The organism is Kitasatospora sp. MAP12-44 (genome assembly GCF_029892095.1).
In the GTDB taxonomy this organism is placed as follows: domain Bacteria; phylum Actinomycetota; class Actinomycetes; order Streptomycetales; family Streptomycetaceae; genus Kitasatospora.
Genome location: NZ_JARZAE010000004.1, coordinates 7582748 through 7599454, shown reverse-complemented (window position 1 = coordinate 7599454; position 16707 = coordinate 7582748). Strand labels below are relative to the sequence as shown.

The 16707-nt window shown below is 69.6% G+C and carries 15 protein-coding genes; 12 read left to right on the top strand and 3 right to left on the bottom strand.

Going from position 1 to position 16707, the window contains the following annotated elements:
- The first annotated feature begins 23 nt into the window (after positions 1-23).
- The 7 genes from P3T34_RS34665 to P3T34_RS34635 all read left to right on the top strand — a co-directional run bounded on the left by P3T34_RS34665 (position 24) and on the right by P3T34_RS34635 (position 7237).
- Positions 24-326, top strand: coding sequence for a Rieske (2Fe-2S) protein (locus P3T34_RS34665; protein ID WP_280670011.1), 303 nt, complete (start codon positions 24-26; stop codon positions 324-326).
- A gap of 490 nt (positions 327-816) precedes the next feature.
- Positions 817-1821, top strand: coding sequence for a signal peptidase I (gene lepB, locus P3T34_RS34660; protein WP_348534725.1), 1005 nt, complete (start codon positions 817-819; stop codon positions 1819-1821).
- A 281-nt stretch (positions 1822-2102) separates the two neighbouring features.
- Positions 2103-2876, top strand: coding sequence for a ferric reductase-like transmembrane domain-containing protein (locus tag P3T34_RS34655; RefSeq protein ID WP_280670010.1), 774 nt, complete (start codon positions 2103-2105; stop codon positions 2874-2876).
- Between the two features lie 211 nt (positions 2877-3087).
- On the top strand, positions 3088-4371 hold the full coding sequence (locus P3T34_RS34650) for a hypothetical protein (RefSeq protein ID WP_280670009.1): 1284 nt from the start codon (positions 3088-3090) through the stop codon (positions 4369-4371).
- Between the two features lie 965 nt (positions 4372-5336).
- On the top strand, positions 5337-6362 hold the full coding sequence (locus tag P3T34_RS34645) for a HAMP domain-containing sensor histidine kinase (protein WP_280670008.1): 1026 nt from the start codon (positions 5337-5339) through the stop codon (positions 6360-6362).
- A 213-nt stretch (positions 6363-6575) separates the two neighbouring features.
- Positions 6576-6812 carry a hypothetical protein gene (locus tag P3T34_RS34640; protein WP_280670007.1) on the top strand — a complete coding sequence of 79 codons (237 nt, stop codon included), beginning with the start codon at positions 6576-6578 and terminating at the stop codon, positions 6810-6812.
- Complete coding sequence (locus tag P3T34_RS34635; RefSeq protein WP_280670006.1) at positions 6809-7237, top strand: WhiB family transcriptional regulator; 429 nt, start codon at positions 6809-6811, stop codon at positions 7235-7237. Before P3T34_RS34640 ends, P3T34_RS34635 begins: the two co-directional genes overlap by 4 nt.
- A gap of 40 nt (positions 7238-7277) precedes the next feature.
- Here P3T34_RS34635 and P3T34_RS34630 read toward each other — a convergent pair whose 3' ends face one another.
- Positions 7278-8339, bottom strand: coding sequence for an IS630 family transposase (locus P3T34_RS34630; protein WP_280670005.1), 1062 nt, complete (start codon positions 8337-8339; stop codon positions 7278-7280).
- Between the two features lie 78 nt (positions 8340-8417).
- Here P3T34_RS34630 and P3T34_RS34625 point away from each other — a divergent pair, with 78 nt between their 5' ends.
- Together P3T34_RS34625 and P3T34_RS34620 are read left to right on the top strand one after the other, a co-directional pair.
- Positions 8418-8750: a hypothetical protein gene (locus P3T34_RS34625; RefSeq protein WP_280670004.1), complete on the top strand. Its 333-nt coding sequence runs from the start codon at positions 8418-8420 to the stop codon at positions 8748-8750.
- A 788-nt stretch (positions 8751-9538) separates the two neighbouring features.
- Positions 9539-9958, top strand: a complete 420-nt coding sequence (locus P3T34_RS34620; RefSeq protein WP_280670003.1) for an RICIN domain-containing protein — start codon at positions 9539-9541, stop codon at positions 9956-9958.
- 118 nt (positions 9959-10076) lie between these two features.
- On the opposite strand, the gene P3T34_RS34615 is transcribed toward P3T34_RS34620, so the two are convergent.
- A complete protein-coding gene (locus P3T34_RS34615; protein ID WP_280670002.1) occupies positions 10077-11357 on the bottom strand; it encodes a hypothetical protein in 1281 nt (426 codons plus the stop codon).
- Between the two features lie 182 nt (positions 11358-11539).
- A complete protein-coding gene (locus tag P3T34_RS34610) occupies positions 11540-12880 on the bottom strand; it encodes a hypothetical protein (RefSeq protein ID WP_280670001.1) in 1341 nt (446 codons plus the stop codon).
- 497 nt (positions 12881-13377) lie between these two features.
- Here P3T34_RS34610 and P3T34_RS34605 point away from each other — a divergent pair, with 497 nt between their 5' ends.
- The 3 genes from P3T34_RS34605 to P3T34_RS34595 all read left to right on the top strand — a co-directional run bounded on the left by P3T34_RS34605 (position 13378) and on the right by P3T34_RS34595 (position 16131).
- Complete coding sequence (locus P3T34_RS34605) at positions 13378-13761, top strand: hypothetical protein (RefSeq protein ID WP_280670000.1); 384 nt, start codon at positions 13378-13380, stop codon at positions 13759-13761.
- A gap of 232 nt (positions 13762-13993) precedes the next feature.
- The gene (locus tag P3T34_RS34600) at positions 13994-14716 is read left to right on the top strand and encodes a response regulator transcription factor (RefSeq protein WP_280669999.1); all 723 of its coding nucleotides are present in this window, start codon (positions 13994-13996) and stop codon (positions 14714-14716) included.
- Complete coding sequence (locus P3T34_RS34595) at positions 14713-16131, top strand: HAMP domain-containing sensor histidine kinase (RefSeq protein WP_280669998.1); 1419 nt, start codon at positions 14713-14715, stop codon at positions 16129-16131. Before P3T34_RS34600 ends, P3T34_RS34595 begins: the two co-directional genes overlap by 4 nt.
- Positions 16132-16707: the final 576 nt, after the last annotated feature.

The window sequence follows — 16707 nt, the reverse complement described above, 5'->3', positions numbered from 1 at the left end:
CCAGCGGTGCCACGGATCCGTCGATGTCCAGCGGCGGTACCGTACTCGGCCAGGCGATGGACGTGCCGGTCGGCGGCGGCATGGTCTTCCCCGCCGCCAAGGTCGTCGTCACCCAGGCGTCCGCGGGACAGTACAAGGCCTTCAGCGCCGTGTGTACCCACAAGGGCTGCACCGTCTCCAGCGTATCCGACGGACTCATCAAGTGCCCCTGCCACGGCAGCACCTTCAAGATCGCCGATGGCTCGGTCGCCGAAGGGCCAGCCTCCTCCCCGCTGCCCCCGGTCCCGGTCAAGGTCGACAACGGGAAGCTGGTCATCGGCGGCTGACCGTCTCGCCTGACAGCCATCGCCGGCGGCCCCGACAGACAACGCCACGAAGGTCGACGTCACAACGGAGCTGAGCCCAGCCGGCCCGCCTCCACCGGCGACCCCGCGGGGGCCGGCACGGGCCCGCACCCGTGAAGCAGGGCGCAGACACAGGATCAGCGCGACGTGGCTCCACCAGGACGGTGGGGCCACGCCCTTTTCCGGCCAGCCACAGGAGAGGCAGGTCTTCAACCGGCCACCGACCGCGGGGCGAGACGGAGTGCCCCAAGCCGCGAGGCAGCGTGCTGCCTGGCCCGGACGGCGGCAAGATCGCCGGCGTCAGCGGTGACGCCGGTTCCACAGCGGATGCGGGCCCCGCACTCGGGTGGGTCGAAGGATCGTCATTCTGCTGAATTCTTTTTCGGTTCGAGGGAGTCAGGTCGACACGTGGGACACAGCTGCTCCAGGTCGGGCATGCCGGCCGAGGTCGAGGAGGTTGCCTTCCCGCCTAATGGGTGGACCAGCCCGGAGCGCTCGGCCGGGCTCTGCGCGAGAGGGGGTGCCCGTGGCCACGGAGACCAGAGATAGGCGCGGGCTCGGTGCCAATGGCTTCCCCTCCGGTGAGATGTACACGATGGCGTCCCGGTCGCCTGCCGTTCGCGGGCGTGCGGAGAGGCGCAGGACTGCACGGCGCGCGGCACGCCGAAGGAACCGATCCCGCATGCGTGAGCTGCCGGTGATCACGGTGGTGGCACTGGCGATCGCTCTGCTGCTGAAGACCTTCCTGGTACAGCTGTTCGTGATTCCTTCCGGTTCGATGCAGAACACGATCGACATCGGTGACCGGGTCGTAGTGGACAAGTTCACTCCGTGGCTCGGCAGCCAACCGCAGCGTGGTGACGTGGTGGTGTTCAAGGATCCTGGCGGCTGGCTGGAGGCCGGTCCGCAGAACGCCTCCGACGGACCAGTGCTACGCGGTGTGAAGGATGCCTTCTCCTTCGTCGGCCTGCTGCCCTCCGACAACAAGCAGGATCTGATCAAGCGGGTGATCGGGATCGGCGGCGACACCGTGGCCTGCTGCGACGGCCGCGGCAGGGTCACCGTCAACGGCGTCGCGGTGGACGAGTCCTATCTCGCGCCGGGCAATGTGCCGTCCCAGCGGCCCTTCAACGTAACCGTGCCCAGCGGTCGGCTGTGGGTGATGGGCGACCACCGCGACGTGTCGGCCGACTCGCGCTATCACATGAGCGACCCCGGCCACGGGACCGTTCCGCTGGCGAACGTGGTGGGCCGAGCGGTTGCGATCGCCTGGCCGCTCTCGCATATCCAGCGCCTCGGTGCACCGACCTCACTCTCATCGCTGCCGGCGGCCGCCGGACTTGGAGACGGTCAGCAATTCGCCGGCCGCAACCCGCTCCCGGCGCAACAGCCTCGCACCGTGGGCGTGTTGGGCATCGTCCCGATCCCCGTCCGACGGTGGCGGGCATCTCTGCGGCGCGGTCTGCCCACCGGGTGAGCACGCCGAGCAGCGGGCTCACGGCGACAGCGCCAGCGCGCGGCCCCGGGCAACCGTCGGTTGCTGAAGTGAGCACAACCTTATGGGTTGGTTAGCGGCTCTTGCATTCCCGCGTTCCCGTATCGAAGTGACCCTACGATCAGTGCCAGCCCTCCCGCTCGAAGGACCGACTCTCCCCGGTCGTCCCGGGTTCTGGGCTCCAGTCGGCGAGCAAGGCCGACGCGTCGATACCACTTCCCCCACCTCGGCGTACGCGCAGGAAACAACGGAGCCAGAAATCCATGACCCAGATTTCCGACACACTGCCCCACGTCGATATCGAGGGCAATCTGTCGAGCGGCCTCCGCGCACGATTCGGCAACGTCCTCCCGGTACTGGCGGTAGTTCTTCTTGCCGTGGTGATATCACTGGTTGCGATGCAACCGGCAGTGGCCGCGACTCCCATACCGGGCTCCCCCTTGGACGCCTACGACAAGCAGATTCCGTACGACATGGGCGTCCACAAGATCGCTCGACTGGCCGCGATCATCTCCTATGTGCTGATGGTGACCACAGTCGTCCTCGGCATCGTGCTCCGCATGCGCTACTTCCAGCGCAACGTCAACCGCGGCACGGTGTACGGGGCGCACATGACTATCGCCCTCTCAGCGTTGATCTTCGGAGCCATTCACGGCTTGACCTTCGCGTACCAGCCCGTGTGGGACATCGACACCGCCAACCTCCTCATCCCGTTCACCGGCGGCCAGCAACGAGTTCCCGTCGGTCTCGGCATCCTGGGCACGGAACTGGCCATCGCGGTCGGATGCTCCGTGTGGCTGCAACAACGACTTGGATACAGGCGGTGGCTGAAGTTTCACCAACTTGCCTACGTTGCCTTCGGATTGATCTGGCTGCACATCTTCACCGTCCATCCGGAACCACGCCACATCAACCTCGTCGCCATCGGAATCGCAGCAGGCTTCCTGTCCTGCCTACTCGCCTTCTTGATCCGAGTCCTCCCCTCCCGATCACGGCTCAACCAGCGGTCCTTCCCAGGTGATCGGGGTACACGCTGATGACATCCCAGGTCCACGGTCGAACGAACCTGGTGGTTGCAGGACGAAGGACACCCGTAGGGGCATCAGCCCCGATCACTTCTCACTGGAGGAACCCCACATGACATCGCCGCGGATGTCCACCAGGCATCGTTCCCGTGGCCGACGGCGGGCTGTCGTACTCAGCCTCGGCCTCGGTGCTGTTCTCACCGCGAGCGCCGCCCTTCTGGGCGTGTCCTTCGCCGCCACCACGCCCACGGCCCAGCCCAACCCGAACTGCTCCCTCACAGTGCCGGCCAATCCACTCACGGCCCAAGGCCTGGCCACGCCCTACAAGTTGACGGCCACCAATCCGACCCAAGGATCCTGCTACGAGTCCAATCCCAACCAGTCGGCTTTCGTTCAGGCCACCGTGCTCGACCCGGCCACCGGCGCCGTCTCCGTCTACAACCCCTTGGTCATCGACAAGGGAACCGCCCCGGCCATAGCGCCCGTCCTCCCCACCCTGCCCACGAACGCCGTGGTGGGCATCTGGTTCGGATACAACGGCGACACGCTCTCCCTGCGGGGCCAGACCCGCGCCGGCAGGTGCATCGGCGGCACGCCGAACGGGCAGGCCTTCGGCCAGTTCGCGTACTGCAACGCCCCGGCCTTCTTCGCCGCGGCCACCACGGCGCAGCGAGCGGGAAAACTCACCGTCCCGCCCCTGGGGACCGGCCGCGACGGCAAGGCCTGCCCGACCACCCGCGACTTCGGCCTCGTCGACCAGGACCAGAGCGACAACGTCACGGCCGAGTACCTGGCCACGGCACGGGGCAGGACCGCCCAGAAGACCGCGAAGAACTCCACGGCCATCGGCGGCGGACGCAGGATGCGGAACACCACCACGCTGCTCAACGGCAGCGACAACCTGCTGCTGGTCGACTTCGTGGACCCGGCGCTGGGCTGCACCCCATGGACCGCCCCCGATCTCGCCGACCCCGGCAGCAAGGTCACCTCGCTCGCACTCGACGAACTCCAGGCAGCCAAGTTCCAGACGGCTCCGATCGCCCTGGTCCCGCTCAACGACCCCATGGTGGTCGAGAAGAACAAGCAGAGCCGGCGGAAGGCCGACCTCTACCGCTCGGGAGTGGACCAGCCCACGATCAGCGCGGCCGCCGACGGCGATCCCAAGGCGTACTGCGCCAACCTCGCCACCGTGGGAGGCCAACGCCTCAACCTCGACCAGCCGTTCACCGCCAAGGCCGCGTCCCCTGCGGCCGATCAGAGCCTCTTTGACTTCCTCACCCAGCGCCTCGCTGCCTCGCTCACCAGCCTCGGCTGCCAGCAAGTCCCCCCAACGCCGACCCCGAGCACGAGCACCGCCGCGATGCCCACCGGCACACCCAGCACCACCGCGATGCCCACCGGCACACCCAGCACCACCCCGATGCCCACCGGCACACCCACCGTGACCGTGACACCGACGATCCCCGCCAAGCCCAGCACCTCATCCCCCGCCTGCTGCACGCAGTAGGACCCCGGACACTGACGGGCCCATCCCACCCAACCGCCTGACCGATCCGTCACCCGCGCCACGCTCCGGCCGTTCGAAGGCCTGAACGCGGCGTCGGCCCCGCGGGACATCCGGACGCACAGCGGGCCGTGACGCCGGCTATGCCCACGGAGACGGCCTCGCCACCGATCAGGCCGCCCCGCAGAGAGAGGTCATGGCATGTCAACAGACCACCGCCTCGGCTACTCCCACCGCACCCTGTATGCCTGGGGCGCTGACGAGCCGAACCCCACGGCCCAGACCCGGCGGCGTCTGCACGACGCCCTGACCGACCTGGGGGTTCCCCCGGACACGGTCCAGGACGCCCTGGTCATGGCGAGCGAACTCACCGCCAACGCGCACTGTCACGCCACTACTCCCTGCAGTCTGAAGCTGATACTCACCGAGGCCGCCATCGTCGTCGAGGTCCATGACAGCGCCCCCCGGTACCCGGCCGTGTCCCTGGGGGCTGACGGTCGTCCCACTTCCGCTGACGAGGGCGGGGAGCTCGACGACCCCGTCCTCGCCCTCGCCGAGAGCGGCCGTGGCCTGCGGATCGTTCACGCCCTTTCCCAGGGCCTCTGGGGATTTCGGACGGAACCCCCTGGGAAGGCGGCCTGGTTCGCCATCACGCGTAGCGTCGTCCTGCCCGAAGGACGAGCGGTGTCCCGACTCGGGTCTGACGTGGCGTCGGAGATCGCATCGGCGACCACCCCGCAACCGGGGCCCGCACACCAGCCCACGCAACTCCAGGGCACGTCGGCGCCTTGGGTGTTCAGCAGACTGTCGACTTCCGGACCCCGGAGGTGCATGCCCGTGCGACCGGCACCGCCCGGCCGAACGGGCAGGACGAGGCGGCGCAGCCTGCCACGCGTCACCGCAGGCGCCCCCATTCCGCTCGGACCAGCGCCCCGAACCCGACCCCGACCCGTGAACGGACGACGACCGTGAGCCTCGACCACGCCACCCCGCGCCAGGCAGTCCCCACCGACCGCGCCGCACTACCGGGCCGGAAACCGGGAGCCGGCAACCGCGGGCTGACACGCGAAGCCCGGACGGCCGACAGCGGTGCCCGGCCCGCGAGCCCGGCCCGGCCGATGGAGGGCGAGCCTGCGAAGGCCAGCGCCGACGGCGCACGACCGGCTGAGGCCCGACAACGGGAACAGGCCCTGGAATCGTCCCGACGCGAGCTCATCTCCTGGCTGTCGCACGACCTGCGTGCACCACTGGCCGGGCTGCGCGCGATGGCCGAAGCGCTGGAGGACGGTGTCGCCGAAGACCCGCACCGCTACTACGGCCAGATCCGCACCGAGGTGCTCCGCCTCACCTGCATGGTCGACGACCTCTTCGAGCTCTCCCGCATGCAGACCGGCACGCTGAGCCTCTCACCCTCCCGGGTCTCGGTCTACGACCTGGTCGGCGATGCCATCATCGGCGCCTCCCCCCTGGCCCGCGAGCGCGGCGTGCGGCTGCTGGACGGACAGGTCGAACCGGCCCCCGTCCACGTGGACGACCAGGAGATCGCCAGGGTGTTGGCCAACCTGCTGACCAACGCCATCCGCCACACCCCGGCCGAAGGCGTCGTGGCGGTCGCCGCCCACCGGGAGGCACACGACGTGGTGCTCTCCGTCACGGACGAGTGCGGCGGCATACCGGAACACGAATTGGGGAGGGTGTTCGACCCCGGATGGCGAGGCAGCGGCGCCCGGACTGCGGTCTCGTCCCGTTCCGCCGATGTCGTGAACACCGCCGACGTGGTAGCCGCTTCGTCCATGGACGGCCAGGCCGGGCTGGGCCTGGCGATCGTCCGGGGAATCGTGGAGGCGCATGCCGGGCGAGCCAGCGTACGCAACGTCAGCGGCGGTTGCTGCTTCGAGATCGTCCTGCCGGCGGCCGGCCTCCACGGACAGCTGGGAGACGAGCCACCCGAACGGCACCGGCGACAGGCGCCCGCCAAGAGCATCGGCGGGTAGTCGGAGAGACCGGCGACAGAGATCGACGACGGATCGGTGGCCAAGGTCTCGCCGGCTCCGCGCCGGCCCCGGTCGCGGTCAAGGTCGGCAGCAGCAAGCCGTCACGGGCGGCCGAACGCCTGCGCCGTCGTCAGGTACTCCCCCGAGGCGGTCGACAGATTCGGCCGCCCCACCCGCCCGTCACATCCACTGTGAAGATGAAGGAGCGTCACCATGCGTGTCACGTTCACAGCCCGCAGGAGCGGGTCCCGCGCCCGCCCGGGCGGAGCGCTCCGCCACAGCCCCTGCGCGCACCGGCCCGGCCAGGACACGGCCTGGTCCACCCTCGACGCCGAGGGGCCACAGCGCGACCGATCGACCCGCATCCCGCCCTTCTCCGGCAGTGACGTCGGCACGCGGCCTGGCGACGACCGCCTCCTCACCGTCGTGCTTCCCAAGGCCCTGTCATGACAGCCGGCAGCCGCCCACGCGGCGGTGCGGCCGCCATCGCCCGCTCGAGACGCGATCCGGCCCCGCGCTTCGAGACCAGCGCTGACTCCGCTCGTCTCTTCAATCGAGCCGAGGTCCCGTTTCCGCAGCTGCTCGGCGACGAGCCATGTCGCCGCGATGACGTCGACCCCGAGACCTTCTGGCCCGAAGGCCCGGATGCCGAGGCCCGAACCGCCACCGCGAAGCAACTGTGCGGCGACTGTCGCACCATCACCCGCGGCGAGTGCCTCGCGTGGACGCTCGCCAATCCCACCCTCGCGGGCGGTGCCATCTGGGCCGGACTCACCGCCGACGAACGCCGCACCGAGATCAGCCGCCGCCAGAAGGAACACGCTTCCAAGAACCGGCGGGACCGCTGGTCAAGCCCCGGCGTCATGCCGCTCTAGTGCTGCTCCGCGGAAGTTCATGGAGGGGTGTTCAGACCGATCAGGCCGTCTTGAGTGGGGTGCCGTCGTAGGTCCACTGGTACGGCTTGGCAGTGGTGTTGTGGTTGATCACGAAGCTCTCCAGCTTGTCGATGAGGTCGTCACGGCTGGAGAAGTCGCCATACCGGAGGACTCTGCGGGCCAGGGTGGAGAAGAACAGCTCGACCTGGTTGAGCCAGGAGGCGTGCGGCGGGGTCCAGTGCACGTGCCAGCGCGGGTGGTCGGCCAGCCACTTCTTGGTGTGCTTGGCGGTGTGGGAGGACCCGTTGTCGAGCACGACATGGATGTCCTGGCCTGGGGCGATGACGGCGTCGAGCTGGTCGAGGAAGGCCGTGAAGGTCACCGCGTCGTTGCGGGTGATGATCTCAGTGAGGACCTCGCCGGTGCACACGTCCAGAGCGGCGACCAGGGACGCGGTGCCGTGGCGGCGGTACTCGAACTCGCGGCGTGCTGGCCGGCCCGGGGCGGCGGGCCGGCCGGCATGGCGGCGGGAGCGGGCGGCGATCGCGGTCTTCTCGTCGATGGAGAGCACCACCGCGCCTTCGGGTGGTTTGCGGTACAGGTCACAGATATCGGCGACGCGCTCCCAGAAGTCGGGGGTGTCGCGGCGGGTGAGCCAGCCGCGCACCCGGTGCGGCTTGAGGTCCAAATCCGCCAGGATCCGGCCGACTTGGGAGGGAGAGATCGCGGCGAAGACGGTGCCGGCGACCTTCGCGGCGATGGCCCGGTGCGACCAGGTCGACTCCGGATGCGCAGGCGCGCTGGTGGCCGTGGCCACGACCGCCACACGCACGTGGGAGTCATAGATCCTGGGTCGGCCCGACCGCGCGGCGTCCTTCAGCCCTTCCATGCCCCCGGCCGCGAACCGGCCACGCCATTTGCGCACCGTGTTCACGCTGACCTCCAGCTCGCGCGCGATGGCCCCATTGCTCCCCCCGTCGGCGGCGGCCAGCACGATCCGGGCCCGCAGCGCCGCCCGGACTTGCGACTTCAGCGAGGCCGCCGTGCGAATCAGGCGCTCGCGCACCGTCTCGTCCAGCTCCACCATGACCGCCTCGGTCATCCCCACCGCACCCTCCGCACCCCATGGCCAAGGCGATGATCATGGCGTGTGGGGGCGGCGCCCGGCAGGATGGACCCCGTGCCGAAGAACCCGCCCGAGTCCATGCAGCACCACCTGCGCCAGCGTCTGAGCGCCCGTGCGAGGGAACGCTGGCCCCAGCTCAGCGGCGTCCAGGTTCGCTTCCGCACCGGATTCGCCTATGTCGCGGGCGAGTTGCCCGACGAGGAGGAGCCGCAGCCGTTGTGCCGTCTGCGGTTCAGCGGCGTCCTGCACACCTGGGGTTTCGCCCTCTACCTCGCCAGCAGCGGCAAGTACGAGGACAACTTCCTTCCCACTGGGCTCCCCTTCGGCTCGCCGGAAGAAGCCCTGGACTGTGCCTGCGGCTTCTACCTCGGCGACCCCACGCCCTGATCAACACCCCTCCACGAACTTCCGCGGGGCAGCACTAGGCAGGGACCTTCACCCGCTCGTGGAGCGGTCGTTGACGCGATCACGGCGGGCGCCGCGTCCTCCGGACGCGTCGTTCGCCGCCTCCAGGCCGACAGCCCGGGCTGAACCACCAGATCAACGCATCGGCATGTCGTCCATCGGCACCGTGCGTTCCATTGCCGACGACAAGGAGTCGCGTCATGACAGGTTCACACTTTTGCCCACAATGCGGCCAGCCAGAACCGGAGTTGGAACACCTTTGCGACCACCACGGCGACGCCCGGGCGGACATGGACACCCGTGAACGGCCGTACGTCCCACCCTATGTGGCCGGCCGTAGAGCACCTGATGAGGCCGGGTCCGAGTTCGAGACCGCGATTCTCGCGTTCGACGCAGCCTTCCACGCGACCGAGGCGCCCGAGCCGACCGAGCCGACCGAGGAGGAGACGGCGGACAGCCGCGGCGGGGGTACCCGCCGCCGAATCTCACTGACAGGCGGGGGCCCTCGGCGGCTTCCGTGGGCTGTCGCCAGCGTGACCGCTGTGGCTCTGATCGCAGCGGTGGTATCGGTCCAACTCGTCGCGCTGACTGCGCCGGCCGCTACCGGGCCGGGTGGGACGGCCATCGCCATATCCGACGCTCCCTCCCCCGAGACGGACTTCACCTTGCCTGCGACGATGGCATCCTTCGCCGCGAGCCCCCCGCCGGACGCTCCCACTGGGTCTGCCTCTCCCTCGTGGGCCTCTGCCTCGTCGGCCACACCATCAGCCGTGCCGTCCACACAACCGGCCGGCAGCATGCCCGGCAGTCAGCCGCCACCGACAGCCGTCGACGCCCAGCCCGTCCCAGCCGTGCTGCTCGACTCGGCGTCGGGCCACTGCCTCAACGTCAACAGCGCTGACAACAGTGTGGGAATCTGGTCCTGCGACGGCCGTCCGAGCCAGCAGTGGGTCGCCACTGCCACTGCGGAACTGCGCACTGAGGGCACCGGACTCTGCCTGTCCCCCACCTCGGACACCGTCCACCCCGGTACTCGGGTGATGGTCCGCTCATGCACCGGTTCCGAAAGCCAGAAGTGGACGGCTCAGTCGGACGGAAGCCTGGTCAACACCGCGTCCGGTCTGTGCCTGGATGTGCTCAACGGATACACGAACAACGGCGCTCCGCTGCAGCTGTGGACCTGCGGGTAGCCCGGCCGACCACACGAAGAACGGCGCGAGGGTGTCCAGCTCGGTTGTGACGACCAAGCTGGACACCCTCGCGCCTGCACTGTCTGCTGACGGATTCACCGTGAAGGCCGGGCGAGGGTCACGGTCGAGTTGGGCTGGGGGTGTGCGTGGGCTGGTGGTTCCTCGGCTTGGCGGTCGCGCTCGGCTTGGCGGCCGGTGCCGGTGTGGCCTGCTGGCAGTTGAGGTTGGTGAGGGAGGCGGCGAGGCGCTGGGTGAGGAAGTCGAAGAGGTTCTGGCCGCCCTGCGGGGAGGGGGCGTTGGCGGTGAACTGCTGGTCGAGGTTGATCCGCTGGGCGCCGAAGGTGGCGAGGTTCGTGCAGTAGTCGGTCGGGTCGCCGTTGTCGTTGGGTTGGATGTCGGGCTGGTCGACGCCCTCGCGGTAGAGGTTGGTTTTCGTGGTGCTCTGCTGGCCGTTGTCGAGGACCATCGGGTCGTTGAGGGGGACCATGGCGAGACGGGGACCGAACCCGCCCTGGATGTCGGGGATCTGGTTGGCCTGGAGCTCGTTGAGGGCGATCGAGGTGGTGGTGTGGCCGGGGTCGGCGAGGTCGGGGGCGGTCCAAGGGGTGCAGCCGAGCGCCGGGTCCTCGAAGTTGGTCAGCAGCAGGTTGTCGCTGCCGTTGAGCAGCGCGGTACTGGCCGGCAGCGCGGCGGTGTTGGCGGCGGTGCGCTGCGCGGTGCGGCCGTCTGCGGTGGCCAGGTACTCGGCGGTGACGTTGTCGCTCTGGTCCTGGTCGACCAGGCCGAAGTCACGGGTGGTCAGGCACGGCTTGCCGTCCTTCCCGGTGCCCAGCGGCGGCACGGTCAGTGCCTGGAAGTCGACCTCGGCATTGGCGATTTGGAAGAAGTCGGGGGCGTTGCAGTAGGCGAACTGGCCGAAGGGCTGGCCCGGGGTGCCGCCCACACACTGTGCGGCGCCCGGACCGCCCAGGGTGAGGGTGCCGCCGTTGAAGCCGAACCAGATGCCGACCACGGGGGACAGCGGCATCTTCGGGACGACGGGGGCGACGGCGGGCTGCGTTCCGCTGTCGATGACCAGCGGGTTGTAGACGGAGACCGAGCTGGTGTAGGCGTTGTTGTCGACCACCGTGGCCTGGACGAACACCGACTGGTTGGGGTTGGCCTCGTTGCAGGGCCCCTGCGCGGGGTCGGTGGCCGTCAAGGTGTACGGCGTCGCCAGCCCCTGGGGGCTGAGCGGATTGGCCGGCACGTTCAACGTGCAGTTCTGGTTGGGCTGCGCCGCGGCCGCAGCGCGGGCGGTCTGCGCCGGGGGGCCGGGGGTGACGGCGGCGAAGGAGACCCCGAGCAGCGCCGCGCCGGCGGCGAGGGCGCCACCGAAGGAGAGGCTGAGGGTGGTCATCCGGCGGCGCCGGACGCGGGAGCGGCGTTGACCCGATTTCTGGGGGAGAGACATGACTGGGACCTCTGTTCGGGAGAGTGTCGGGTTCGGTGACGACAGGGCCCACGGGGGACGGGGCGGGCCGGTCGTGACAGCTGATCGGTCGGGTTCGACGCCCTGTTGGGAGCGGGTGGCCTGTCGGCCTACCAGTGGTTACCGAAGACCGTGGCGGAGGGACTCGGCATCGGGACGGTGGTCGGTGCGGCGGTCCGACTCGGGGCGCTGGTCGGCACGGGGGTCCGACTCGGCGTACCGGTCGGCATGGCGGTGGGACTCACGGCGCCGGTCGGCATGGCGGTGGGACTCGAGGCACCCGCTTGCGGGCAGCCGAGGCTGCCGAGCGAAGCGGCCAGGCGCTGGGTGAGGAAGTCGAAGAGGCTACGGCCGGCCTGCGGGGACGGCGCGCTGACGGTGAACTCCTTGTCCAGGATGATGCGTTGGGCGCCGAAGGTGGCGAGGTTCATGCAGTACGCCTTGAGATCGCCCTTCGCGGCACCGCCGACCGTGGGCGGCTCTCCGCCCGCGGGGTAGGGCTCGGTCGCGGCCGCGCTCTGCTGGTTGCCCTCGGCTCCCGTGCGGCTCTTGACGGGAACCAGCGCGATGGGCGAGGGCAGGAAGTTGGCCGCCTGGAGTTCGTCGAGGGCGAGTGCGGTGACCTTGCTACCGGGGTCGGCGAGGTCGGGGACGGTCCACGGGGTGCAGCCGAGCGCCGGGTCCTCGAAGTGGACGAGCAGGAAGTTGTCGCCGGCCCAGAGCGGTGCGACGGCTGCGTGGATCAGGCCTCCGCCGTGCAGCCTGCCGGTGCTGTCGGCCGTCTTCTGAGCCGTCCTGCCGTCCGCGGTCGTCACGTACTCGGTGGTGACGTTGCCGGTGCGGTCGTGTCCGGCCAAGCCCGTGTCGCGGACGGTCGGGCACGGCTCGCCGTCACGGGCGGTGCCCAGCCGTGGCACGGTGAGCCTTCCCGTGTGCTGGGCGGAGGTGGCTGCCGTGAAGAACGCGGGGGCGTTGCAGGAGGCGAACTGGCCGAGCGGCTGCGTCGGGGACGGCCCCGTGCACTTCCCGGCGGCAGTCTGGCCCGTCAGCTTGAGGGCGGTTCCGTTGAAGCTGAACCAGATGCCGACCACCGCGTGCGCCGGCAGCGCGGGGACCACGGGGCGGACAGCCGGCTCGCTTCCCCTGTCGACAACCAGCGGGTTGTAGACGGAGACCGCACCGCTGGCCGGGTCGAGCACGGTGGCCTGGACGAACGCCGCCTGGCCGGCATCGGACTCGCGGCAGGGGCCCTTCGCGGGGTCGGTGGCAGTCAGGGTGTAGGCAGCGGCCAGGCCGCGAGCGGTGAGCGGGTCCGCGGGCACCGCCAGGGTGCAGTTCGGGTTGGCCTGGGGGCTCGGCGGGGCGACGGGAACGGTGTCAGCGAAGGAGACGCTGAGCAGGGACGCGCCGACGGCGAGGATGCCGCCGACGGCGAGACTGGCTCTGGTCACCCGGCGACGCCCGGCCGGCGAGTGATGTTTGCCTGACTTTCGAATCATGCGAATTCCTCTGTTAGAGGGGCGACTGCCTGGAACGCCCGGCATAAGGCGAGGCGCTCGGCCACGATTGGCGGCTGGCTGGTCGCTGCTGGTGCGGGCGGCGGAACCGCGGGAGAATTCCGTTCGCGGTTCGGAAAGGATCGCCGACGACACCGAATGTACGGGCTCTCCGGGGCTGAAAACCCATGCCGTGAAAGCCCCTAACCAACACATAAGGTTCCACTCATCGACGGCACCGAGCCGGTGGCGAAGCGGGACCTGAGGGCCTCCTTAGCGGCGGCGAAAGTTTCCGGGCCGTGGTTCTCCACGAGATCGGCTCGGCCTAGGCTCGGGCTCACCCGGCCGTCGGGAGGGACCGAGCCCGGCCCTCCACCGGAATCCACCCGACAGCGCCGCCCGCCTTTGGCGCCGTGCTCCCATGGCCCGCCTGACACCGTGAGGATGATCCCGTGAACGATCTGACCAAGCCGTCGCTCCTGGCCGGCACTGATGGGGGCGCCGAACTCCGCCTCGTACTTCAGCTGGACTGGAGCGACGTCGCTGAACTAGGCCGCGTGGCAAGCACGTTGGCCGCTACGCTGCAACGCCCCGTCAGCCTCGACGAGGCGGCGAGCCATCAGCTGAGCAGGCGCCCGGAGGCCACCCGGTCCCGGCGCGAAGTCGACTCCGACAAGGACGCCCCGGTCAAGAGCACCCCGGTGGTGATTCCGGTCCGCGCAGCCGTCGAGCAACCCCGCCAGGCCATCGGTGCCGCAGGGCAGCCGACCGGGCCCGCGTCGGCGGCCGAGTACGCCGCGCAGGCAGCCCGACACGCGACGCCGGCCCCGGCGTGAGCCGCCCACGCACCCGGACGACATCACTGATCGTATGAGTGACACAGCGCCGAAACCGCTACGAGCAGGATCCCTTCATGAACCCCTAAGGTTCCGCTGAGCTTGCATCCGATGCTTCCCGGACGCCGGACCGGTCGGCCCGGGGCCGCGAGCGCCACGACCGGCGCGACCCCGACGCCGCCGTGAACGGGTCGGCCGGTCCTACCGACTGGAGACCGCTACGGTGTGCGCCATGACCTCCGTCCTCGTCGTCGAAGACGACCCCGCGATTCGAACTTCCCTGATAGAGGTCCTGACCGGCCATGGAATTCTGGTGCGTAGCTCTCCCGACGGCTTCGGCGCGCTGCGCGAGATCACCCAGTGGCAGCCGGACGCGGTCGTGCTCGACCTGGGCCTGCCCGACCTGGACGGCGCCGACGCGCTCCGGATGATCCGCGGCCTGTCCCAGGTCCCGGTCGTGGTGGCCACCGCCCGCGACGACGAGTCGGAGATCATCAAACTGCTCAATGCTGGAGCCGACGACTACCTGGTCAAGCCCTTCTCCGGCGGGCAACTCGTCGCCCGCCTGACAGCCGTGCTGCGACGCTCCGCCACTGCCACCAGCCTGCCCGGCGACGTCGGTGCGCCGGGCGGTGCACGCGATCCGGGCTATGCCCTTATGGTCACCGGCGAGTTGCGGATCGACCCGCTGGCGCGAACCGTCCATCTCGCCGGCCGGGAAGTGGGACTGACGCGCCGCGAGTTCGACCTGCTGGCCTTCCTGGCCCGGAACGCCGGACGGGTCGTCTCCAAGCGACAGCTCCTCGCCGAGGTGTGGCGCCAACCGTACGTGGAGGAGCAGACCGTCGACGTGCACCTGTCCTGCCTGCGCCGAAAGCTGGGCGAACGGGCGTCCCGGCCCCGCTATCTGCACACCGTGCGGGGCGTCGGCGTGAAGCTGGTATCGCCCTCATGAGAGCCACCCTCGCCATGGTGGCACTGGTGGCGACCTCCATGGTCGCTGTCGCCTTCCTGGTCCCCCTCGCCCTGCTACTGCGCACCCAGGTGCAGACCCAGGCAACCGTTGTCGCCGAACAGCGGGCCGCGGCGGCGGTACCCGCCCTGGCACTCTCCGCCCGGCCCACGGACCTGGAACGCGTCGTCGCCCGGTTGGACACGACCAAGGGGCTCGCCATCCATCTGCCGGACGGCCAGGACATCGGAACCGCCCGCGCCACGTCAGCGATGGTTGACCGGGCCGTCCGCGATCGGGAGCCCGTGACCGGTGACGTCCCCGGCGGATGGGAGTACCTGCAACCCGTACTCCTGGACCAGGACCGGGTGGCCGTCGTCGAGGAGTTCGTCCCGCAGGCCGAGCTGAGCCGTGGGGTGACCAGAGCCTGGATCGTCATGTCCGTGCTGGCCGCGTCGCTGGTGCTCGGCTCCGTCCTGGTGGCCGACCGGCTCGCGGCTCGCGTGGTGCGCGCCTCCCGCCGGCTCTCCGATGCCTCGGCCGCGCTCGGCGCCGGTGAACTGGATGTCCGCGTGGAGCCGACGGGACCCCCGGAGCTCCACGCCGCCGGCCTGGCCTTCAACAGCATGGCCGACCACATCACACAACTCCTCGCGACAGAACGTGAGTTGGTCGCCGACCTGTCCCACCGGCTGCGGACTCCACTGACGGCGCTGCAGCTCGCGGCCGAACGGATCGGCCCGGTCCAGGGCGCGCCCCGGATGACCTCCGCGATCCGCCATCTGGAGTCCGAACTGGACTCGATCATTCTCGCCGCCCGGACCCCACTGTCCACCAGGTCGATGAGCGCCGACCGCGGCTCGGGGCCGCTGGAGGCCGGGGCCGCCCGTCCCGGTCAGCGGTCCAACGAGGCGTGCCAGGTTTCCGACCTGGCCAGACACCGGGTCGGTTTCTGGTCGGTGCTGGCCGAGCAACAGGGCCGGCTGTGCACGTTCGAGACGACCGACGAACCGACGCCCGTACGATTGCGGGAGGACGACCTCACCGCCGTCGTCGACGCCTTGGTGGGCAACGTCTTCCGGCACACGCCCCAGCGGGCCGGCTTCGCGGTGAGCGTGCAGCGGACGGCACAGAGTGTGGTCCTGGTGGTCGAGGACGCCGGACCCGGTATCGAGGACCCGGCAGGCGCGCTGTCCCGCGGCGTCAGCACCGGCGGGTCCACCGGTCTCGGGCTGGACATCGCCCGCAGTGCCGCGGAATCGACCCGAGGCCATGTGCGGGTGCTGCGCAGCGAGTTGGGAGGGGCACGGGTGGAGGTGGAACTCGGCCTGGCCTCGGATCCGCGCCGCACCCTCGGGGGGCGCTGGCGCCGCCGGCACCGGCGGGCCGCGGAGACCGTCCTCAGCCAGCAGGCCTGAGCCCCTGCCGGACGAGCAGCCGGGCGCGGGCTGCCGCGCCCCCGTGGCCACGCCTTCACGCTACTCGCCCGGGGCGCGTGGCGGCCGGGCACCGGTGGTGGAAGAGTCGCTTATCATCTCTCGATAAAAATCGAGTTCATGCCAACGATTGCAGACAGAAGCAGTCACAATCAGCGCAGCAATAATCATGCTGACAATATGTCAGCTAGATATCTGGTCATTCATCATAAATGCGCACTGGTAGGGTCTTGACTCCAGGTGACCGGCCGGACCAGTATCCTCTACCGACGGGTAGGGTGCTGATCACAGGAGATAACGACAGTCACGTGACAGGGCGCTGGACGATCCCGGCACGGAGCCAGTACTCATGGCGGGAATTTCCCACGGGCATCTTTCCGATGCAGCGCACACTCGCGGGGCCTGGTCCGCGACACGTGTACCGAAGCGCCTCACCCCGCTCTCTGTGTTGCCCATTCGACTGTGTAACCCCAGGGTGATGCGCGAGGAGAAGAGATGTCAGACACGGTGGCCACAGCACCCACGGACGCCGAACTCGCATGCCGTATCCGTGATGGA